13 protein-coding genes and 7 tRNA genes are annotated in these 17,906 nt (G+C 56.4%); 18 read left to right on the top strand and 2 right to left on the bottom strand.

The genetic code is table 11. The annotated features are described in order from the left end of the window. Positions 1–10 precede the first annotated feature (10 nt). The gene (nagE, locus tag ACKLKD_RS06080) at positions 11–1,960 is read right to left on the bottom strand and encodes a PTS N-acetyl glucosamine transporter subunit IIABC (protein WP_087806420.1); all 1,950 of its coding nucleotides are present in this window, start codon (positions 1,958–1,960) and stop codon (positions 11–13) included. A 315-nt stretch (positions 1,961–2,275) separates the two neighbouring features. Between nagE and nagB the strand changes: the two genes are divergently transcribed. The 12 genes from nagB to ACKLKD_RS06020 all read left to right on the top strand — a co-directional run bounded on the left by nagB (position 2,276) and on the right by ACKLKD_RS06020 (position 9,368). Beyond that, a complete protein-coding gene (nagB, locus tag ACKLKD_RS06075) occupies positions 2,276–3,076 on the top strand; it encodes a glucosamine-6-phosphate deaminase (protein ID WP_012542446.1) in 801 nt (266 codons plus the stop codon). A gap of 115 nt (positions 3,077–3,191) precedes the next feature. Then, a complete protein-coding gene (nagA, locus tag ACKLKD_RS06070; RefSeq protein WP_080897279.1) occupies positions 3,192–4,340 on the top strand; it encodes an N-acetylglucosamine-6-phosphate deacetylase in 1,149 nt (382 codons plus the stop codon). Positions 4,341–4,348: 8 nt separating this feature from the next. Next, on the top strand, positions 4,349–5,569 hold the full coding sequence (nagC, locus tag ACKLKD_RS06065; RefSeq protein ID WP_025711844.1) for a DNA-binding transcriptional regulator NagC: 1,221 nt from the start codon (positions 4,349–4,351) through the stop codon (positions 5,567–5,569). A gap of 116 nt (positions 5,570–5,685) precedes the next feature. After that, positions 5,686–6,438, top strand: coding sequence for an HAD-IIA family hydrolase (locus ACKLKD_RS06060; protein WP_025711845.1), 753 nt, complete (start codon positions 5,686–5,688; stop codon positions 6,436–6,438). A gap of 278 nt (positions 6,439–6,716) precedes the next feature. Next, on the top strand, positions 6,717–8,381 hold the full coding sequence (asnB, locus tag ACKLKD_RS06055) for an asparagine synthase B (RefSeq protein WP_025711847.1): 1,665 nt from the start codon (positions 6,717–6,719) through the stop codon (positions 8,379–8,381). A 236-nt stretch (positions 8,382–8,617) separates the two neighbouring features. Continuing rightward, positions 8,618–8,694: transfer RNA gene (locus tag ACKLKD_RS06050), tRNA-Met, on the top strand. Between the two features lie 8 nt (positions 8,695–8,702). Continuing rightward, positions 8,703–8,787, top strand: a tRNA-Leu gene (locus ACKLKD_RS06045). A 23-nt stretch (positions 8,788–8,810) separates the two neighbouring features. Next, a tRNA-Gln gene (locus ACKLKD_RS06040) sits at positions 8,811–8,885 on the top strand. A gap of 36 nt (positions 8,886–8,921) precedes the next feature. Beyond that, positions 8,922–8,996: transfer RNA gene (locus ACKLKD_RS06035), tRNA-Gln, on the top strand. A gap of 23 nt (positions 8,997–9,019) precedes the next feature. After that, positions 9,020–9,096: transfer RNA gene (locus ACKLKD_RS06030), tRNA-Met, on the top strand. 47 nt (positions 9,097–9,143) lie between these two features. Next, positions 9,144–9,218 (top strand) — tRNA-Gln (locus ACKLKD_RS06025). Positions 9,219–9,293: 75 nt separating this feature from the next. Next, positions 9,294–9,368, top strand: a tRNA-Gln gene (locus ACKLKD_RS06020). Between the two features lie 119 nt (positions 9,369–9,487). Here ACKLKD_RS06020 and ubiF read toward each other — a convergent pair. Next, positions 9,488–10,663, bottom strand: coding sequence for a 3-demethoxyubiquinol 3-hydroxylase (gene ubiF / locus ACKLKD_RS06015; RefSeq protein WP_025711848.1), 1,176 nt, complete (start codon positions 10,661–10,663; stop codon positions 9,488–9,490). 179 nt (positions 10,664–10,842) lie between these two features. Between ubiF and miaB the strand changes: the two genes are divergently transcribed. The 6 genes from miaB to ACKLKD_RS05985 all read left to right on the top strand — a co-directional run bounded on the left by miaB (position 10,843) and on the right by ACKLKD_RS05985 (position 17,898). Next, positions 10,843–12,267, top strand: coding sequence for a tRNA (N6-isopentenyl adenosine(37)-C2)-methylthiotransferase MiaB (miaB, locus tag ACKLKD_RS06010; protein WP_025711850.1), 1,425 nt, complete (start codon positions 10,843–10,845; stop codon positions 12,265–12,267). Positions 12,268–12,420: 153 nt separating this feature from the next. Beyond that, on the top strand, positions 12,421–13,467 hold the full coding sequence (locus tag ACKLKD_RS06005; protein WP_004176871.1) for a PhoH family protein: 1,047 nt from the start codon (positions 12,421–12,423) through the stop codon (positions 13,465–13,467). Next, positions 13,464–13,937 (top strand): rRNA maturation RNase YbeY, encoded by a 474-nt coding sequence (ybeY, locus tag ACKLKD_RS06000; protein WP_002894722.1) that lies wholly within the window; start codon positions 13,464–13,466, stop codon positions 13,935–13,937. The genes ACKLKD_RS06005 and ybeY overlap by 4 nt, the downstream gene beginning before the upstream one ends. A 147-nt stretch (positions 13,938–14,084) precedes the next feature. Then, the gene (corC, locus tag ACKLKD_RS05995; protein WP_004197606.1) at positions 14,085–14,963 is read left to right on the top strand and encodes a CNNM family magnesium/cobalt transport protein CorC; all 879 of its coding nucleotides are present in this window, start codon (positions 14,085–14,087) and stop codon (positions 14,961–14,963) included. Between the two features lie 128 nt (positions 14,964–15,091). Then, complete coding sequence (gene lnt / locus ACKLKD_RS05990) at positions 15,092–16,630, top strand: apolipoprotein N-acyltransferase (protein ID WP_025711855.1); 1,539 nt, start codon at positions 15,092–15,094, stop codon at positions 16,628–16,630. Positions 16,631–16,986: 356 nt separating this feature from the next. Next, on the top strand, positions 16,987–17,898 hold the full coding sequence (locus ACKLKD_RS05985; RefSeq protein ID WP_025711857.1) for an amino acid ABC transporter substrate-binding protein: 912 nt from the start codon (positions 16,987–16,989) through the stop codon (positions 17,896–17,898). Positions 17,899–17,906: the final 8 nt, after the last annotated feature.

Genomic DNA, 17,906 nt, shown 5'->3' with positions numbered 1-17,906 from the left:
CTCAGGAGCCTTACTTGCCTTTAATCTCATATAGCGGCGTCTGGCCGGCAACGACCTTACCGCTCGCCAGTATCACCAGCGCGCTGTAGTCATCGCTGTTGCTGCAGACGACCGGGCTTATCATTGAACGCGCGTTGGCGTTGAGGAAGTCCAGATTCATTTCCAGAATCGGCTCACCCGCCTTCACTTCCGCGCCCTCTTCCACCAGACGTTTGAAGCCCTTGCCTTCCAGCGCCACGGTATCGATGCCCATATGAACAACGATTTCCGCACCGTTGTTGGTTTCGAGGCAGAACGCGTGGTTGGTGTTGAAAATTTTCACTACGGTACCCGCAGCCGGCGCGACCACGATATTGCTGGTCGGTTTCACCGCGACGCCGTCGCCGACGGCTTTGCTGGCGAAGGCTTCATCCGGCACCTGCTCGAGGGCCACCACGTCACCGGTAATTGGCGACACCAGCGACTCAACGGTCTTCGCGTTCGCGACTGCCTGCGGTTTAGCCGCTGGCGCTGCGGTGGCGACGTCGCCAGCCGGGGCGGCTGCAGCGACCGGACCGCGAGTGACCACTTTTTTCATCTCATCGCCGATAGACTCTGCTTTCGCACCGACGATAACCTGGATCGTTTGTTTATTCAGTTTCACCACCCCGGACGCGCCGAGACGTTTACAGGCGGCATCGTTGACTTTCGCCGAGTCGCCGACGGTCAGACGCAGACGGGTGATGCAAGCATCAATAGCTTTCAGGTTATCGGTACCGCCTACGGCTGCGATGTAGTTGGTCGCCAGCTGGGTCAGACCTTCTTCGGTGTTGCTGTTCGCTTCTTCCGTTACCACGTCAGCGGCTTTGTCTTCACGACCCGGCGTTTTCAGGTTGAACATGCGGATCACCGCGCTGAACAGCAGGAAGTAGACGAAGAAGAACACCACGCCCATCACCAGCAGCATCCAGACGTTTTTGCTGGCCGCCGGCAGGCTGTACATCAGCACATAGTCAATTGCACCCGCGGAGAAGGAGAAGCCCGCATGGATCCCCAGCGCCGTTGCGATGAACAGGCTGATCCCGGTCAGGACTGCGTGCAGGAGGTACAGCAGCGGAGCCAGGAACATGAACAGGAATTCCAGCGGCTCGGTTACCCCGGTCAGGAACGCGGTGATAGCAACAGACAGCAGCATACCGCCGACCATCGGACGACGCGCTTTCGGTGCTGCCAGATACATCGCCAGCGCCGCACCCGGCAGACCAAACATCATGATCGGGAAGAAGCCGGACATGAACATCCCCGCGGTGCCGTCACCGGCGTAGAAGCGGTTGATGTCGCCGTGGAACACAGCGCCTGCGGCGTTAGTGAACTCACCAATCTGGAACCAGGCGATGGTGTTCAGCACCTGATGCAGACCGGTTGGGATCAGCAGACGGTTGATAAAACCGAAGATACCGGAACCCAGCGCCCCTGCGGAGACGATCCATTCGCCGCCAGAGTGGATAGCGTGCTGCACCGGCGGCCAGACGTAGCCGAAGATCGCCGCGAGGATCAGACAGAAGAAGCCGGTGGCGATCGGCACGAAGCGTTTGCCGCCGAAGAAGCTCAGGAAATCCGGCAGCTTGATGCCGGCCCAGCGGTTGTATACCGCACCTGCCACCAGACCGGTAATAATACCGGCCAGTACGCCCATGTTAATTTCCGGGTTAATGGTGACCATCGCTTTGGTCATCACGAAATACCCCACCGCACCGGCCAGCGCCGCCGAACCGGCGTTATCCTTGGACCAGCTTGATGCCACACCAATTGCGAAGATCAGCGCCAGATTATCAAAGATCGCCCCACCCGCTTGCGCGATGAAGGGTACATTCAACAGGTCTGGTTGCCCGAAGCGCAGCAGCAATGCCGCGACCGGCAGCACTGCGATAGGGAGCTGTAACGCCCTACCCAGTCGCTGAAAGAAACCTAAAATATTCATCTTATTCCCCCTATGAGACCCCAATGAGGCTCATTTTCAAAGCCACTTTTTTATTGTGTAACAAGGTCGGTTTTATCACTTACCGGCAAAGTGTGTGAAAAATTAATTCGTATCGCAAATTAAAAGGGTATTTTTTGTGACTATTATCACCAAATATCGTATTCCCCCCTGCCTTATACTGGCTAACATCGAAAACTTATTTTATCATTCAAAAAATCAACACGGATTGACCCCGGTCGGCGCAGTTGCTGCAATACTCTCCTCAGAGTGCTGGCGCCAATCCGCCAGATTCTACTTTAACTATAGAGGTGAAGAATGAGACTGATCCCCCTGGTAACCGCTGAGCAGGTCGGCAAATGGGCTGCCCGCCACATCGTTAACCGTATTAATGCATTCAAGCCGACCGCGGACCGCCCGTTCGTACTGGGTCTGCCGACCGGTGGCACCCCGCTGACCGCCTACAAAGCGCTGGTTGAGATGCATAAAGCAGGCCAGGTTAGCTTCAAACATGTCGTCACCTTTAACATGGATGAATATGTTGGCCTGCCGAAAGAGCATCCGGAAAGCTATCATAGCTTCATGCACCGTAATTTCTTTGACCACGTTGATATTCCGGCAGAAAATATCAACCTGCTGAATGGTAACGCGCCAGACATCGATGCGGAATGCCGTCGCTATGAAGAAAAAATTCGTTCCTACGGTAAAATCCACCTGTTCATGGGCGGTGTGGGCAACGATGGTCACATCGCGTTTAACGAACCGGCCTCTTCGCTGGCGTCCCGCACCCGTATCAAAACCCTGACCCATGATACCCGCGTGGCAAACTCCCGCTTCTTCGATGGCGATGTGGATCTGGTGCCGAAATATGCGCTGACCGTCGGCGTGGGTACCCTGCTGGATGCAGAAGAAGTGATGATTCTGGTGCTGGGTCATCAGAAAGCGCTGGCGCTGCAGGCGGCGGTAGAGGGTAACGTCAACCATATGTGGACCATTACCTGTCTGCAGCTGCATCCGAAAGCGGTGATCGTCTGCGACGAGCCGTCCACTATGGAGCTGAAAGTGAAGACCCTGAAATATTTCAACGAATTAGAAGCTGAAAATATTAAAGGTCTGTAATGTAGTCGCGTCCCGCGGCGTTGCGCGGGACCATCTTTTTTCTTTGTATGCAACATCAGGCCGGCGGCAAAAGAGCGATTGCTGGCGTGATGAGGCGTATATACCGGGGGTCGTAATGTATGCATTAACCCAGGGCCGGGTTTATACCGGTCATGAAATTCTCGATGACCATGCGGTTGTTATCGCTAATGGCCTTATCGAACGTCTCTGTCCGCTGGCGGATTTGCCGTCAGACATCGAGCAGCGCTCAGTGAACGGCGCAATAATCGCCCCCGGTTTTATCGACGTCCAGCTGAACGGCTGCGGTGGCGTGCAGTTTAACGACAGCCCAGAGGCGGTTACCGTTGAAACACTGGAGATTATGCAGAAGGCGAATGAACGTTCGGGCTGCACCAGTTTCCTGCCGACGCTGATTACCTCCAGCGACGACCTGATGAAACAAGGGGTTCGCGTGATGCGGGAATACCTGCAAAAACACCCGAACCAGGCGCTGGGTCTGCATCTGGAAGGTCCGTGGCTGAATATCGTCAAGAAAGGCACCCACAACCCGGACTACGTGCGTAAACCGGACGCCGCGCTGGTTGATTTCCTGTGCGACAACGCCGATGTGATCACCAAAGTCACCCTCGCCCCGGAACGCGTTGAGCCAGAGGTGATCCGCAAACTGGTTGCCGCCGGGATCGTTGTCTCCGCCGGCCACTCCAACGCCACGCTGAAAGAGGCGAAAGTCGGCTTCCGCGCAGGCATTACCTTTGCCACCCACCTGTATAACGCGATGCCGTACATTACCGGCCGCGAACCGGGTCTGGCCGGGGCGATTTTTGACGAGCCGGATGTCTACTGCGGTATCATTGTCGACGGGATGCATGTCGATTACGCCAACGTGCGCAACGCCAAGCGTCTGAAAGGCGACAAACTGTGCCTGGTCACCGACGCCACCGCACCGGCGGGGGCGAATATTGACCAGTTCATTTTTGCCGGGAAAACAATATACTACCGCAATGGGTTGTGCGTGGATGAAAACGGCACACTCAGCGGCTCTTCACTGACCATGATTGAAGGGGTACGTAATCTCGTTGAGCATTGCGGCGTCGCACTGGACGAAGTACTACGCATGGCCACGCTCTATCCGGCGCGCGCCATTGGTGTGGACAAGCAGCTTGGCAGCATTGCGCCTGGCATGGTCGCTAACCTGACCGCCTTTACCCGCGATTATAAAATCACCAAGACCATCGTTAATGGTAACGAGGTCGTCACTGAGTAAGTAAAAGTATGACAGCAGGCGGACAAGCTCAAATTGGTAACGTTGACCTCGTAAAACAACTGAACAGCGCGGCCGTGTACCGCCTGATTGACCAGCATGGGCCTATCTCGCGCATTCAGATCGCGGAACAAAGCCAGCTTGCCCCTGCCAGCGTGACCAAAATCACGCGTCAGCTTATTGAGCGCGGCCTGATCAAAGAAGTCGATCAGCAGGCCTCCACCGGCGGCCGCCGCGCCATCTCCATCATCGCAGAAACCCGCAACTTCAACGCCATTGGCGTGCGCCTTGGTCGCTATGACGCCACTCTGACCCTCTATGATTTAAGCAGCAAGACGCTGGAAGAGGAGCACTTCCCGCTGCCCGAGCGCACCCAGGAAACGCTGGAACACGCCCTGCTGAATATCATCGCCACCTTTATTGAAAACTGTCAGCGCAAAATCCGCGAGCTTATCGCCATTTCGGTCATTCTGCCGGGGCTGGTCGATCCGGAGAGCGGCGTGATCCGCTATATGCCGCATATTGCAGTGGAAAACTGGGGGCTGGTCGGGGCGCTGGAAAAACGCTTCAACGTCACCTGTTTTGTTGGACACGATATCCGCAGCCTGGCGCTGGCCGAGCACTATTTTGGCGCAAGCCAGGATTGCGAAGATTCCATTCTGGTGCGCGTACACCGCGGTACCGGGGCGGGGATCATCTCCAACGGGCGCATTTTTATTGGCCGTAACGGCAATGTCGGCGAGATTGGCCATATTCAGGTCGACCCGCTGGGCGAGCGCTGCCACTGCGGCAACTTCGGCTGTCTGGAGACCGTCGCGGCCAATGCCGCCATCGAACAGCGGGTTCGCCACCTGCTGGAGCAGGGCTACCAGAGCCGCCTGACGCAGGATGACTGCACGATCAAAACCATCTGCAAAGCGGCTAATAAGGGCGATGCCCTGGCCTGTGAGGTGATCGAGTACGTGGGCCGTCACCTCGGCAAAACGATCGCCATCGCGATTAACCTGTTCAATCCGCAAAAAATTGTTGTCGCCGGCGAAATAGTGGAAGCTGAAAAGGTCCTTCTTCCGGCCATTGAAGGCTGCATTAACGCCCAGGCGCTGAAGGCGTTTCGTAAGAACCTGCCGGTGGTACGCTCTACCCTCGATCACCGTTCTGCGATTGGCGCCTTCGCGCTGGTCAAACGCGCCATGCTCAACGGCACATTACTGCAGCGTTTGCTTGAGAGCTAATCGCCCCTTTTCTGATAGCGCGTCACCCTGACACTGGCGGGCCTCGCCCGTCAGAGGTGGGAAACCTCATCGATGACGCGTATAGTTTCGTCTTTGTTAATGATTCTGGACCCACCATGACCATTCAAAACATAATTTGTGATATTGACGGCGTGCTGATGCACGATAACGTCGCCGTTCCCGGCGCTGCCGAGTTTATCAAACGCATCCTCGATAAAGGCATGCCGCTGGTAATGCTGACCAACTACCCGTCGCAAACCGGCCAGGATCTGGCGAACCGTTTCGCCACCGCCGGCATCGATGTGCCGGATAGCGCCTTTTACACCTCAGCGATGGCCACCGCCGATTTTCTGCGTCGCCAGGAAGGCAAAAAAGCCTACGTGGTGGGAGAAGGCGCGCTGATCCACGAGCTGTACAAAGCTGGCTTTACCATTACCGATGTGAACCCGGATTTTGTCATCGTCGGGGAAACGCGTTCCTTTAACTGGGAAATGATGCATAAGGCCGCCTTCTTCGTCGCCAACGGCGCCCGCTTCATTGCCACCAACCCGGATACGCACGGTCGCGGCTTCTACCCGGCCTGCGGCGCGTTGTGTGCCGGGATCGAGAAGATCTCCGGCCGTAAGCCGTTTTACGTCGGCAAACCGAGCCCGTGGATCATCCGTTCAGCGCTGAATAAAATGCAGGCTCACTCCGAGCAGACGGTGATCGTCGGCGATAACCTGCGCACCGACATACTGGCCGGCTTCCAGGCGGGGCTGGAGACCATTCTGGTGCTCTCCGGCGTCTCCACCCTCGACGACATCGACAGCATGCCGTTCCGCCCATCGTGGATTTACCCTTCCGTCGCGGAAATCGATCTTTTCTAATACCCGCCACGTCTCAGGACGTGGTTTTTTATTTATAGCGCCCATCAGAATTACTCCATCTAATAAAAACGGCCTATAAATACGAATTCCTCAATAAAGGCGTTCAAAAGATACTCTTTTTTCACTATTCAACAATCGCAGTTGCGTTTTTTCTTTTTCCGGCCGCAAAACCCTTGCGCCTGCTCCCCCTTTACGGCATTTTCTTAAGCACGCACTCAGGCTTCGCCACGAGACGAAGCCAGCACAACATCAAACACGACAGGGTAATGGAGAAGGCTATGTGTTCTATTTTTGGCGTACTGGATATTAAAACTGACGCAGGCGAGCTGCGTAAAAAGGCGCTGGAGCTTTCCCGCCTCATGCGCCACCGCGGTCCGGACTGGTCTGGCGTGTATGCCAGCGACAAAGCGATTCTGGCGCACGAACGCCTGTCGATTGTCGACGTCAACGCCGGCGCCCAGCCGCTGTACAACGCCAAAAAAACCCATGCGCTGGCCGTTAACGGCGAGATCTACAATCATCAGGCGCTGCGCGCGGAATATGGCGATCGCTACCAGTTCCAGACCGGTTCCGACTGCGAAGTAATCCTCGCGCTGTATCAGGAAAAAGGTCCGGCGTTTCTCGACGACCTGCAGGGGATGTTCGCCTTCGCCCTGTACGACAGCGAAAAAGACGCGTACTTAATTGGCCGCGACCATATCGGTATTATTCCGCTGTACATGGGTCATGACGAACACGGCAACTTCTATGTCGCCTCCGAAATGAAAGCGCTGGTGCCGGTGTGCCGCACCATTAAAGAGTTCCCGGCGGGTAGCTACCTGTGGAGCAAAGACGGCGAAATTCGTCAGTACTATCAGCGCGACTGGTTCGATTACGACGCGGTGAAAGACAACGTTACTGATAAAAACGAGCTGCGCCAGGCGCTGGAAGAGTCGGTAAAAAGCCACCTGATGTCCGACGTGCCTTACGGCGTGCTGCTCTCCGGTGGTCTGGATTCATCGGTCATCTCGGCTATCACCAAGAAATTCGCCGCCCGTCGCGTCGAAGATCAGGAGCGTAGCGAAGCCTGGTGGCCGCAGCTGCACTCCTTCGCGGTTGGTCTGGAAGGTTCTCCTGACCTGAAAGCGGCGCAGGAAGTGGCCAACCACCTCGGTACCGTGCATCATGAAATTCACTTTACGGTGCAGGAAGGGCTGGATGCGATCCGCGACGTTATCTATCACATCGAGACCTACGATGTGACCACCATTCGCGCCTCGACGCCGATGTACCTGATGTCGCGTAAAATTAAAGCCATGGGCATCAAAATGGTGCTTTCCGGCGAAGGTTCGGACGAAGTGTTCGGCGGCTACCTCTACTTCCATAAGGCGCCGAACGCCAAAGAACTGCACGAAGAGACGGTGCGTAAGCTGCAGGCGCTGCATATGTTTGACTGCGCCCGCGCCAACAAAGCGATGTCCGCCTGGGGCGTGGAAGCCCGCGTACCGTTCCTCGATAAGAAATTCCTCGACGTGGCGATGCGCATTAACCCGCAGGATAAGATGTGCGGCAACGGCAAAATGGAAAAACACATCCTGCGCGAATGCTTTGAATCTTACCTGCCGGCCAGCGTCGCCTGGCGGCAGAAAGAGCAGTTCTCTGACGGCGTCGGCTACAGCTGGATCGATACGCTGAAAGAAGTGGCCGCGAAGCAGATCAGCGATCAGCAGCTGGAAACGGCGAGCTTCCGCTTCCCGTACAACACGCCGACCTCCAAAGAAGGCTATCTGTACCGCGAGATCTTCGAAGAACTGTTCCCACTGCCAAGCGCGGCGGAGTGTGTGCCTGGCGGTCCGTCGGTGGCCTGCTCTTCTGCGAAAGCCATTGAGTGGGATGAAGCGTTCAAGACCATGAACGATCCGTCGGGCCGTGCGGTAGGCGTCCACCAGTCGGCCTACAAATAAGCCCTGACGGGCGGTGACACGCGAAACGGACCCTCCGGGGTCCGTTTTCTTTTTGCAGGATTTATGCCGCTGAAAAACGATAAATAACCAATAATTGCCGAATATTGCAGCGAGCTGTTCGCAACCTAACCAAACAGTCACATTACAACGATTTTCCTTGAAAAAGAGGTTGACGCTCGCAGGCCCAATACGCATAATGCGCCCCGCAACGCCGATAAGGTTACGCGAAAAAAGATGGCTACGTAGCTCAGCTGGTTAGAGCACATCACTCATAATGATGGGGTCACAGGTTCGAATCCCGTCGTAGCCACCATCTTTTTTGCGGGAGTGGCGAAATTGGTAGACGCACCAGATTTAGGTTCTGGCGCCGCAAGGTGTGCGAGTTCAAGTCTCGCCTCCCGCACCATTCACCAGTCAGCGTTGTACGGATGGGGTATCGCCAAGCGGTAAGGCACCGGTTTTTGATACCGGCATTCCCTGGTTCGAATCCAGGTACCCCAGCCATATTTCTTCGATATTTGCGGTTAACCGCGACGGTATTGGGGTATCGCCAAGCGGTAAGGCACCGGTTTTTGATACCGGCATTCCCTGGTTCGAATCCAGGTACCCCAGCCATCGAAGAAGCAGTAAGACAATTTGGCTACGTAGCTCAGCTGGTTAGAGCACATCACTCATAATGATGGGGTCACAGGTTCGAATCCCGTCGTAGCCACCATATTCAGGACGTATCGATACACATCGATAAATCCGTAAAAAATTTGTTGGGGTATCGCCAAGCGGTAAGGCACCGGATTCTGATTCCGGCATTCCGAGGTTCGAATCCTCGTACCCCAGCCAAATTAAAAAGTCGTTCAGCAATGAACGCACTGTTGCCCTCAACCGGGGTAGTTACGGTAAAGCGCAACAGACAATTGGGGTATCGCCAAGCGGTAAGGCACCGGATTCTGATTCCGGCATTCCGAGGTTCGAATCCTCGTACCCCAGCCACTTAAATGCAAAAAAGCTCACTTCGGTGGGCTTTTTTGCTATTGGCGTTCAGGCATGCTTACACAGCACTGACTGTCGGGCAGGGGCTTTCTGCTACGCCCCTGCCCGGGAAACCACTTTTACAAACCTAACGCATACTTCAGCGCCTGACGCTTCAATACTCCGGCACGTTCGGCCGCCATCAGGCCGATATTGCGCAGCATCCGCACCGGCGCCAGGTCATTGCTGAAACCGGCATAAAACAGATCCATTCCCGACTGCATAATAAAATTATCCGCCCGCCGCCGCGCCTGGTAGCGCTTCAGCACCGGCAGGCTGGCCCAGTCTTCGCCGCGGCCGCGGGATTCAGCGAGGATCGCCAGCAGGGCATCCACATCGCGATAGCCAAGGTTAACCCCCTGCCCCGCCAGCGGATGAATGGTGTGCGCCGCATCGCCTACCAGCGCCAGTCCCGGCTGGACATACTGCAGCGCATGCCGCCGGGTGAGCGGAAAGGCGCCGGCCGCCTGCGGCGTTACTCGTCCCAACCGCGCCGGAAAGTGACTGGCGATCTCCTGCTGGAGCTGCGTCATGGTCATGCTCTGCAGCTGACGGATCCGCGCTGGCGTGTCGTACCAGACCAGCGAGGCCCAGCGGTCAAACAACGGCAGGAAGGCGCGCGGCCCGCTGGGGGTAAACTGCTGCCAGGTGCTATCGCCGGGATCGTCGGCGCATTCGACGCTGATCAGCATACAGGACTGCTGATATTGCCAGGCGTGTACGCCGATGCCGGCCATCTCCCGCACCTGGGAATTGGCGCCGTCGGCGCCGATAACCAGCCGGGCGTGGATCGCCTCGCCCTCGCGTAAATGCAGCGCAGTATGCGCCTCGCCGCGCTGCATCGCCTCCAGTTCGTCGCCGACGCGGAGGGTGACCCCTTCATGCGCCGCCAGCGCTTGCCACAAGCCCCATTGCAGAACCTTGTTCTCGACCATGTAGCCCAGTTCCGGCAGTTTGAGCTCTGCGGCGTCAAAGGCGACGTGCGCACTCTCCCACTCCCAGGTCTCCAGACGACGGTAAGCATGGACGCGCATCGCCCGCACCGCATCCCAGACGCCGAGGCTCTTCAGCAGGCCGACAGAGGCCGCGCTGATCGCCGAGATCCGCACATCCGGGGTGGATGCCGGTTCGAAAGCCGGAGGCGCCGTTTTCTCAAGCACCGTCACGGTAAATCCCTGTTGCGCCAGCCCTAACGCCAGGGCGCCGCCGACCATGCCGCCGCCCACGATGGCGACATCTGTTGCGTGAATTGTCATGGCTATTATCCTTAAAACAGAATCCGTTAAGTTTACCGGATTTTTCGCCCTCTTGCGGTGATAACGCTCGCACTGGTCAGGGGGCGACCAAAGCATTACAATACGCGCCCTGGAAAGCGAAATTCACCCTGTATATATCCCCGCGTTTTGGATATCTATTACTGAGCATGAGCAAGTCAATGACAAAAAAACTCCATATTAAAACCTGGGGCTGTCAGATGAACGAGTATGATTCATCAAAGATGGCCGATCTGCTGGATGCGACACATGGGTATCAACTGACCGAAGTGGCGGAAGAAGCAGATGTGCTGTTGCTCAATACCTGCTCAATTCGTGAGAAGGCCCAGGAAAAAGTTTTCCATCAGCTTGGCCGCTGGAAGCTGCTGAAAGAGAAAAATCCGGACCTGATTATTGGCGTTGGCGGCTGCGTGGCTTCCCAGGAAGGGGACCATATTCGTCAGCGCGCGCACTATGTCGATATTATTTTCGGGCCGCAAACCCTGCACCGCCTGCCGGAGATGATTAACGCCGTGCGCGGCAACCGCAGCCCGGTGGTTGATATCAGCTTCCCGGAAATTGAAAAATTCGATCGCCTGCCAGAACCGCGCGCCGAAGGCCCTACCGCCTTTGTTTCGATTATGGAAGGCTGCAACAAATACTGCACCTACTGCGTGGTGCCGTACACCCGCGGGGAAGAGGTCAGCCGTCCGTGCGACGATATCCTGTTTGAAATCGCCCAGCTGGCGGCGCAGGGAGTGCGTGAGGTCAATCTGCTGGGCCAGAACGTGAACGCCTGGCGCGGTGAGAATTACGATGGCACCACCGGCAGCTTTGCCGATCTGCTGCGTCTGGTCGCCGCCATCGACGGTATCGACCGTATTCGCTTCACCACCAGCCACCCGATCGAATTTACCGACGATATCATCGAGGTCTATCGCGATACGCCGGAACTGGTGAGCTTCCTGCACCTGCCGGTGCAGAGTGGTTCTGACCGGGTGCTGAATCTGATGGGACGCACCCATACCGCGCTGGAGTACAAAGCGATTATTCGCAAGCTGCGTGAGGCGCGCCCGGATATTCAGATAAGCTCTGACTTTATTGTCGGCTTCCCCGGCGAAACCACAGACGATTTCGAAAAGACCATGAAGCTTATCGCCGACGTCAATTTCGATATGAGCTACAGCTTTATCTTCTCCGCTCGCCCGGGTACTCCGGCAGCGGATATGGTCGATGACGTGCCCGAGGCCGATAAAAAACAGCGTCTGTATATTCTGCAGGAGCGTATCAACCAGCAGGCGATGGCCTGGAGCCGGCGCATGCTCGGCACGGTACAGCGCATTCTGGTGGAAGGTACCTCGCGGAAGAACATCATGGAGCTCTCCGGGCGTACGGAGAACAACCGGGTGGTCAACTTCGAAGGCACACCGGATCTCGTCGGTAAGTTTGTCGATGTCGAAATTGTCGATGTGTATACCAACTCGCTGCGCGGCAAAATCGTGCGTACCGAAGCGGAGATGGGTCTGCGTATCGCTGAATCACCCGAATCAGTGATTGCCCGCACCCGTAAAGAGAACGATCTTGGCGTGGGTATCTATCAGCCGTGATCCCTTCAGGCCTGTCGGTTCCGGCAGGCCTTGTAATTCCTCTCTCCGTCCCTATATCTACAGCAATGCTTGCGCCATTTTCCTGTGACGTAAATAATTTCCTGATTAGCCGGCCACGCGCCGCGTCCGGCCACCTGCGTAAAGAGGAACAGTTTGAACATAGACACTCGTGAAATTACCCTGGAGCCAGCGGATAACGCACGCCTGTTAGCCCTGTGCGGCCCGTTTGACGACAACATCAAACAGCTGGAGCGTCGGTTAGGCATTGAGATCAACCGCCGTGACAATCACTTTAAACTGACCGGCCGCGCCCTGTGCGTGCACGCTGCCGCCGATATTCTGCGCAGCCTGTATGTCGACACAGCGCCGATGCGCGGTCAGATTCAGGATATTGAACCAGAGCAGATCCACCTTGCGATCAAAGAAGCGCGCGTACTGGAGCAGAGCGCCGAAAGCGTGCCGGAGTACGGCAAAGCCGTCAATATCAAGACCAAGCGCGGGGTAATCAAACCGCGTACGCCGAACCAGGCACAGTACATCGCCAATATCCTCGATCACGACATCACTTTCGGCGTCGGCCCGGCGGGTACCGGTAAAACCTATCTGGCGGTGGCGGCAGCGGTCGATGCGCTGGAGCGCCAGGAGATCCGCCGTATTTTGCTGACCCGCCCGGCCGTTGAGGCAGGCGAAAAGCTCGGCTTCCTGCCCGGCGATCTGAGCCAGAAGGTCGACCCGTATCTGCGCCCGCTGTATGACGCGCTGTTTGAGATGCTCGGCTTTGAGAAAGTGGAAAAGCTGATTGAGCGTAACGTCATCGAAGTGGCCCCGCTGGCCTATATGCGCGGACGGACGCTGAATGACGCCTTTATCATTCTTGATGAAAGCCAGAACACCACCATCGAACAGATGAAGATGTTCCTGACCCGCATCGGCTTTAACTCCAAGGCGGTGATCACCGGCGACATCACGCAGATAGACCTGCCGCGCAGCACCAAATCCGGTTTGCGTCACGCCATCGAAGTGCTGGCCGAAGTCGATGAGATCAGCTTTAACTTCTTCCATAGCGAAGACGTGGTGCGCCATCCGGTGGTCGCCCGCATCGTGAACGCTTACGAGGCGTGGGAAGCCGCAGACCAGAAACGTAAAGCAGAGCTGGCCGCCGAGCGCAAACGCGAAGCCCAGGAACAGGAGCAAAAATGAGTCAGGTGATCCTCGATTTACAGCTGGCCTGCGAAGAGACCAGCGGCCTGCCGGACGAAGCCCTTTTTCAACGCTGGGTGGATGCCGTCATTCCGCCGTTTCAGGAGGAGTCAGAGTTAACGATTCGTCTGGTCGACGTTGCAGAAAGCCATGAGCTGAACCTGACCTACCGCGGCAAGGATAAGCCGACCAACGTCCTCTCTTTCCCGTTTGAAGCGCCGCCGGGAATTGAAATGCCGCTGCTCGGCGATCTGATCATCTGCCGTCAGGTGGTAGAGCAGGAAGCCAGCGAGCAAGGTAAGCCACTTGAGGCGCACTGGGCGCATATGGTGGTACACGGTAGCCTGCATCTGCTGGGCTACGATCATATCGAAGACGACGAAGCGGAAGAGATGGAAGGCCTTGAAACAGAGATAATGCTTGCTCTGGGCTATGAGGACCCGTACATTTCCGAGAAGATTGCGGAATAGCACCCAGCCGGATGGCGGCGCTAGCGCCTCATCCGGCCGCTGTTCCTGCGTTTTACCTGCCTGATCGTCAGGCAACCCATGCCGTCCGGCGCTGAGTTTACGCGCGACGAGCGACAGTTAAATCAACATGAGAACCCAAACGACGCCATGAGCGACGACAATTCACACAGTAGTGACACAGTAAACAGCAAAAAGGGATTTTTCTCCCTGTTACTCAGCCAGCTTTTTCACGGGGAACCGAAAAACCGCGATGAACTGCTGGCGCTGATCCGTGATTCCGGGCAAAACGACCTTATCGATGAAGATACGCGTGACATGCTCGAAGGGGTAATGGATATCGCCGACCAGCGGGTCCGCGACATTATGATCCCCCGTTCACAAATGATTACCCTGAAACGCAACCAGACGCTGGATGAGTGCCTGGATGTCATCATTGAATCCGCCCACTCGCGTTTCCCGGTCATCAGTGAAGATAAAGATCACATCGAAGGGATTCTGATGGCCAAGGACCTGCTGCCGTTTATGCGCAGCGACGCCGAAGCTTTCAGCATGGAAAAAGTGTTACGGCCGGCGGTTGTCGTCCCGGAAAGCAAGCGGGTCGACCGCATGCTGAAAGAGTTTCGCTCACAGCGCTACCATATGGCGATCGTTATTGACGAATTCGGCGGCGTCTCCGGCCTGGTGACCATCGAGGACATCCTTGAGCTCATCGTCGGAGAAATCGAAGACGAGTACGACGAAGAAGAAGATATCGATTTTCGCCAGCTGAGCCGCCATACCTGGACGGTGCGCGCTCTGGCTTCCATCGAAGACTTCAACGACGCCTTTGATACGCACTTTAGCGATGAAGAAGTGGATACCATTGGCGGGCTGGTGATGCAGGCCTTTGGCCACCTGCCGGCCCGCGGCGAATCTATCGACATTGATGGTTACCAATTCAAGGTAGCAATGGCAGATAGCCGTCGTATCATTCAGGTGCATGTAAAGCTGCCGGATGACGCTCCTCAGCCGAAGCTGGAAGAGTAAGCGGCAGCACCGAAGGTCACGGCCAGCCGGGAGACAGACCGTGGGCGATACCTGGTTGTCCCCTCACCCGGCTGGCAAAGAGCATAGCCTGTGACAACAGGCGTTAATTAACGGGACGATTAACCTAAATGGTATTTGCCTCTCTTCTTGAACGCCAGCGGGTACGCCTGTTGCTGGCGCTGTTATTCGGAGCCAGCGGAACGCTGGCTTTTTCACCTTATGACATCTGGCCAGCGGCTATCGTTTCGCTGGTTGGCCTGCAGGCATTAACTCTCAACCGGCGCCCGCTGCAAAGCGCAAGCATCGGCTATTGCTGGGGACTCGGCCTGTTCGGCACGGGTATCAACTGGGTCTATGTCAGCATCGCGCAGTTTGGCGGCATGCCCGGCCCGGTTAACGTTTTCCTCGTCGTTCTGCTGGCGGCCTATCTGTCGCTCTATACTGGCCTGTTTGCCGGCCTGCTCGCCCGTCTGTGGCCCAAAACCAGCTGGATCCGCATGGCTATTGCCGCCCCTGTCGTCTGGCAGATCACCGAGTTCCTGCGCGGCTGGGTGCTGACCGGCTTTCCGTGGCTACAGTTCGGCTACAGCCAGATTGACGGCCCGCTGAAAGGCCTGGCGCCGGTGATGGGCGTCGAGGCGATTAACTTCCTGCTGATGATAATCAGCGGCCTGCTGGCTCTGGCCCTCGTCCAGCGTAACTGGAAGCCGCTGGTCATCGCCGCGCTGCTGTTCGCCCTGCCGTTCCCGCTGCGCTATATCCAGTGGTATCAACTGCTGCCGGCGCGTGCGACCCAGGTGTCGCTGGTGCAAGGCGATATCCCGCAGGCCATGAAGTGGGATGAGAAGCAGCTGGTCAACACCCTGAAAACGTACCTGGCGCTGACCCAGCCGCATATCGGCCACTCGCAGCTGATTATCTGGCCTGAGTCGGCGATCCCGGATCTGGAGATCAACCAGCAGCAGTTCCTCAGCATGATGGACGATCTGCTGCGCGCAAAAGACAGCTCGTTGATCACCGGCATTGTCGATGCACGTCTCAATAAGCAGAACCGCTACGATACCTACAACACCATCATTACGCTCGGTAAAGATAACCCGTATCGCTACGACTCGACCAATCGCTACAACAAGAACCATCTGGTGCCGTTCGGTGAGTTTGTGCCGCTGGAGTCAATTCTGCGCCCGCTGGCGCCGTTCTTTGACCTGCCGATGTCCTCCTTCAGCCGCGGCCCCTACGTGCAGCCGCAGCTGATGGCGCATAATCTGAAGCTCACCGCCGCCATTTGTTACGAGATAATCCTCGGGGAACAGGTACGCGATAACTTCCGGCCGGACACCGACTTCCTGCTGACCATATCCAACGATGCCTGGTTCGGTAAGTCCATCGGTCCGTGGCAACACTTCCAGATGGCGCGCATGCGCGCGCTGGAGCTGGCCCGCCCACTCCTGCGCAGCACCAACAACGGCATTACTGCGGTGATCGGCCCGCGCGGCGAGATCCAGCAGATGATCCCGCAGTTTACCCGCGCGGTGTTGACCACCACCGTTACGCCCACCAGCGGCCTAACGCCTTATGCCCGCACCGGCAACTGGCCGCTATGGGCGCTGACGGTGCTGTTTGGCTTCGGCGCCCTGCTGATGAGTCTGCGTCAGCGTCGCCGATAAGTTTCTCCGCCGGCGACGCCCGTCGCCGGCTTTTTTCACCCCGCCCTCTGCCATTCTGGCACAGACATTGCTTTATTTTTATCGGGTAGCGCCGTCGTCCGCCTCAGTGCAACCGGGTTGCACCATTAACGTTCGATGGTCGCGCTATTTTGGTGCAATGGAAGATCTTTGCCTCCCATTGGTGCGGAGCACTTCGCAAAAATAAACAATAAAACAGCAAAATCTTTACATTAAGCCAAACTAAATGCTAACAAACACATACAAATGCGGCACGTGGATGCGTGCCCCTAATAACAACACACACAATCACAATGGGTATCAATAGCGTCGCTGACGCTGCGGATAAGGAGTTGGATATGCAATTACGTAAACTGGCCACAGCAATGCTGGTGATGGGGATGACTGCCGGTCTGGCACAGGCAGAAGATGCCGCCCCGGCGACTGGCCAGAGCACTCTGGATAAGATCGCTAAAAACGGGGTTATCGTTGTCGGGCATCGTGAATCTTCCGTCCCGTTCTCTTACTACGATAATCAGCAGAAGGTTGTGGGCTACTCTCAGGACTACTCCAACGCCATCGTCGATGCCATCAAGAAAAAACTGAACAAGCCCGACCTGCAGGTGAAACTGATCCCGGTCACCTCCCAGAACCGTATCCCGCTGCTGCAGAACGGCACTTTTGATTTCGAGTGCGGCTCAACCACCAACAACCTTGAGCGCCAGAAACAGGCAGCCTTCTCCGACACCATCTTCGTGGTCGGCACCCGTCTGCTGGTGAAGAAAGGCGGCCCGATCAAAGATTTCCCGGACCTGAAGGACAAAGCGGTGGTTGTCACCTCCGGGACCACCTCAGAGATCCTGCTGCATAAGCTGAACGATGAGAAAAAAATGAATATGCGCATTATCAGCGCTAAAGATCATGGCGACTCTTTCCGTACCCTGGAAAGCGGGCGCGCGGTGGCCTTTATGATGGATGATGCCCTGCTGGCTGGCGAACGCGCGAAGGCAAAGAAACCGGATAACTGGGAAATCGTCGGCACCGCGCAGTCAAAAGAAGCCTATGGCTGCATGCTGCGTAAAGACGATCCGTCTTTCAAAGCGCTGGTCGATGAAACCGTTGCCCAGGCCCAGACCTCTGGCGAAGCGGCGAAGTGGTTTGATAAATGGTTCAAAAATCCAATTCCGCCGAAAAACCTTAACCTGAACTTCGAACTGTCTGACGACATGAAAGCGCTGTTCAAATCACCTAATGACAAAGCACTGAACTAATTATAACA

The sequence above is a fragment of the Klebsiella sp. 10982 genome (assembly GCF_048589245.1).
Classification (GTDB): Bacteria; Pseudomonadota; Gammaproteobacteria; order Enterobacterales; family Enterobacteriaceae; genus Klebsiella; species Klebsiella quasivariicola.
This window is presented reverse-complemented; position numbering and strand designations above follow the sequence as displayed.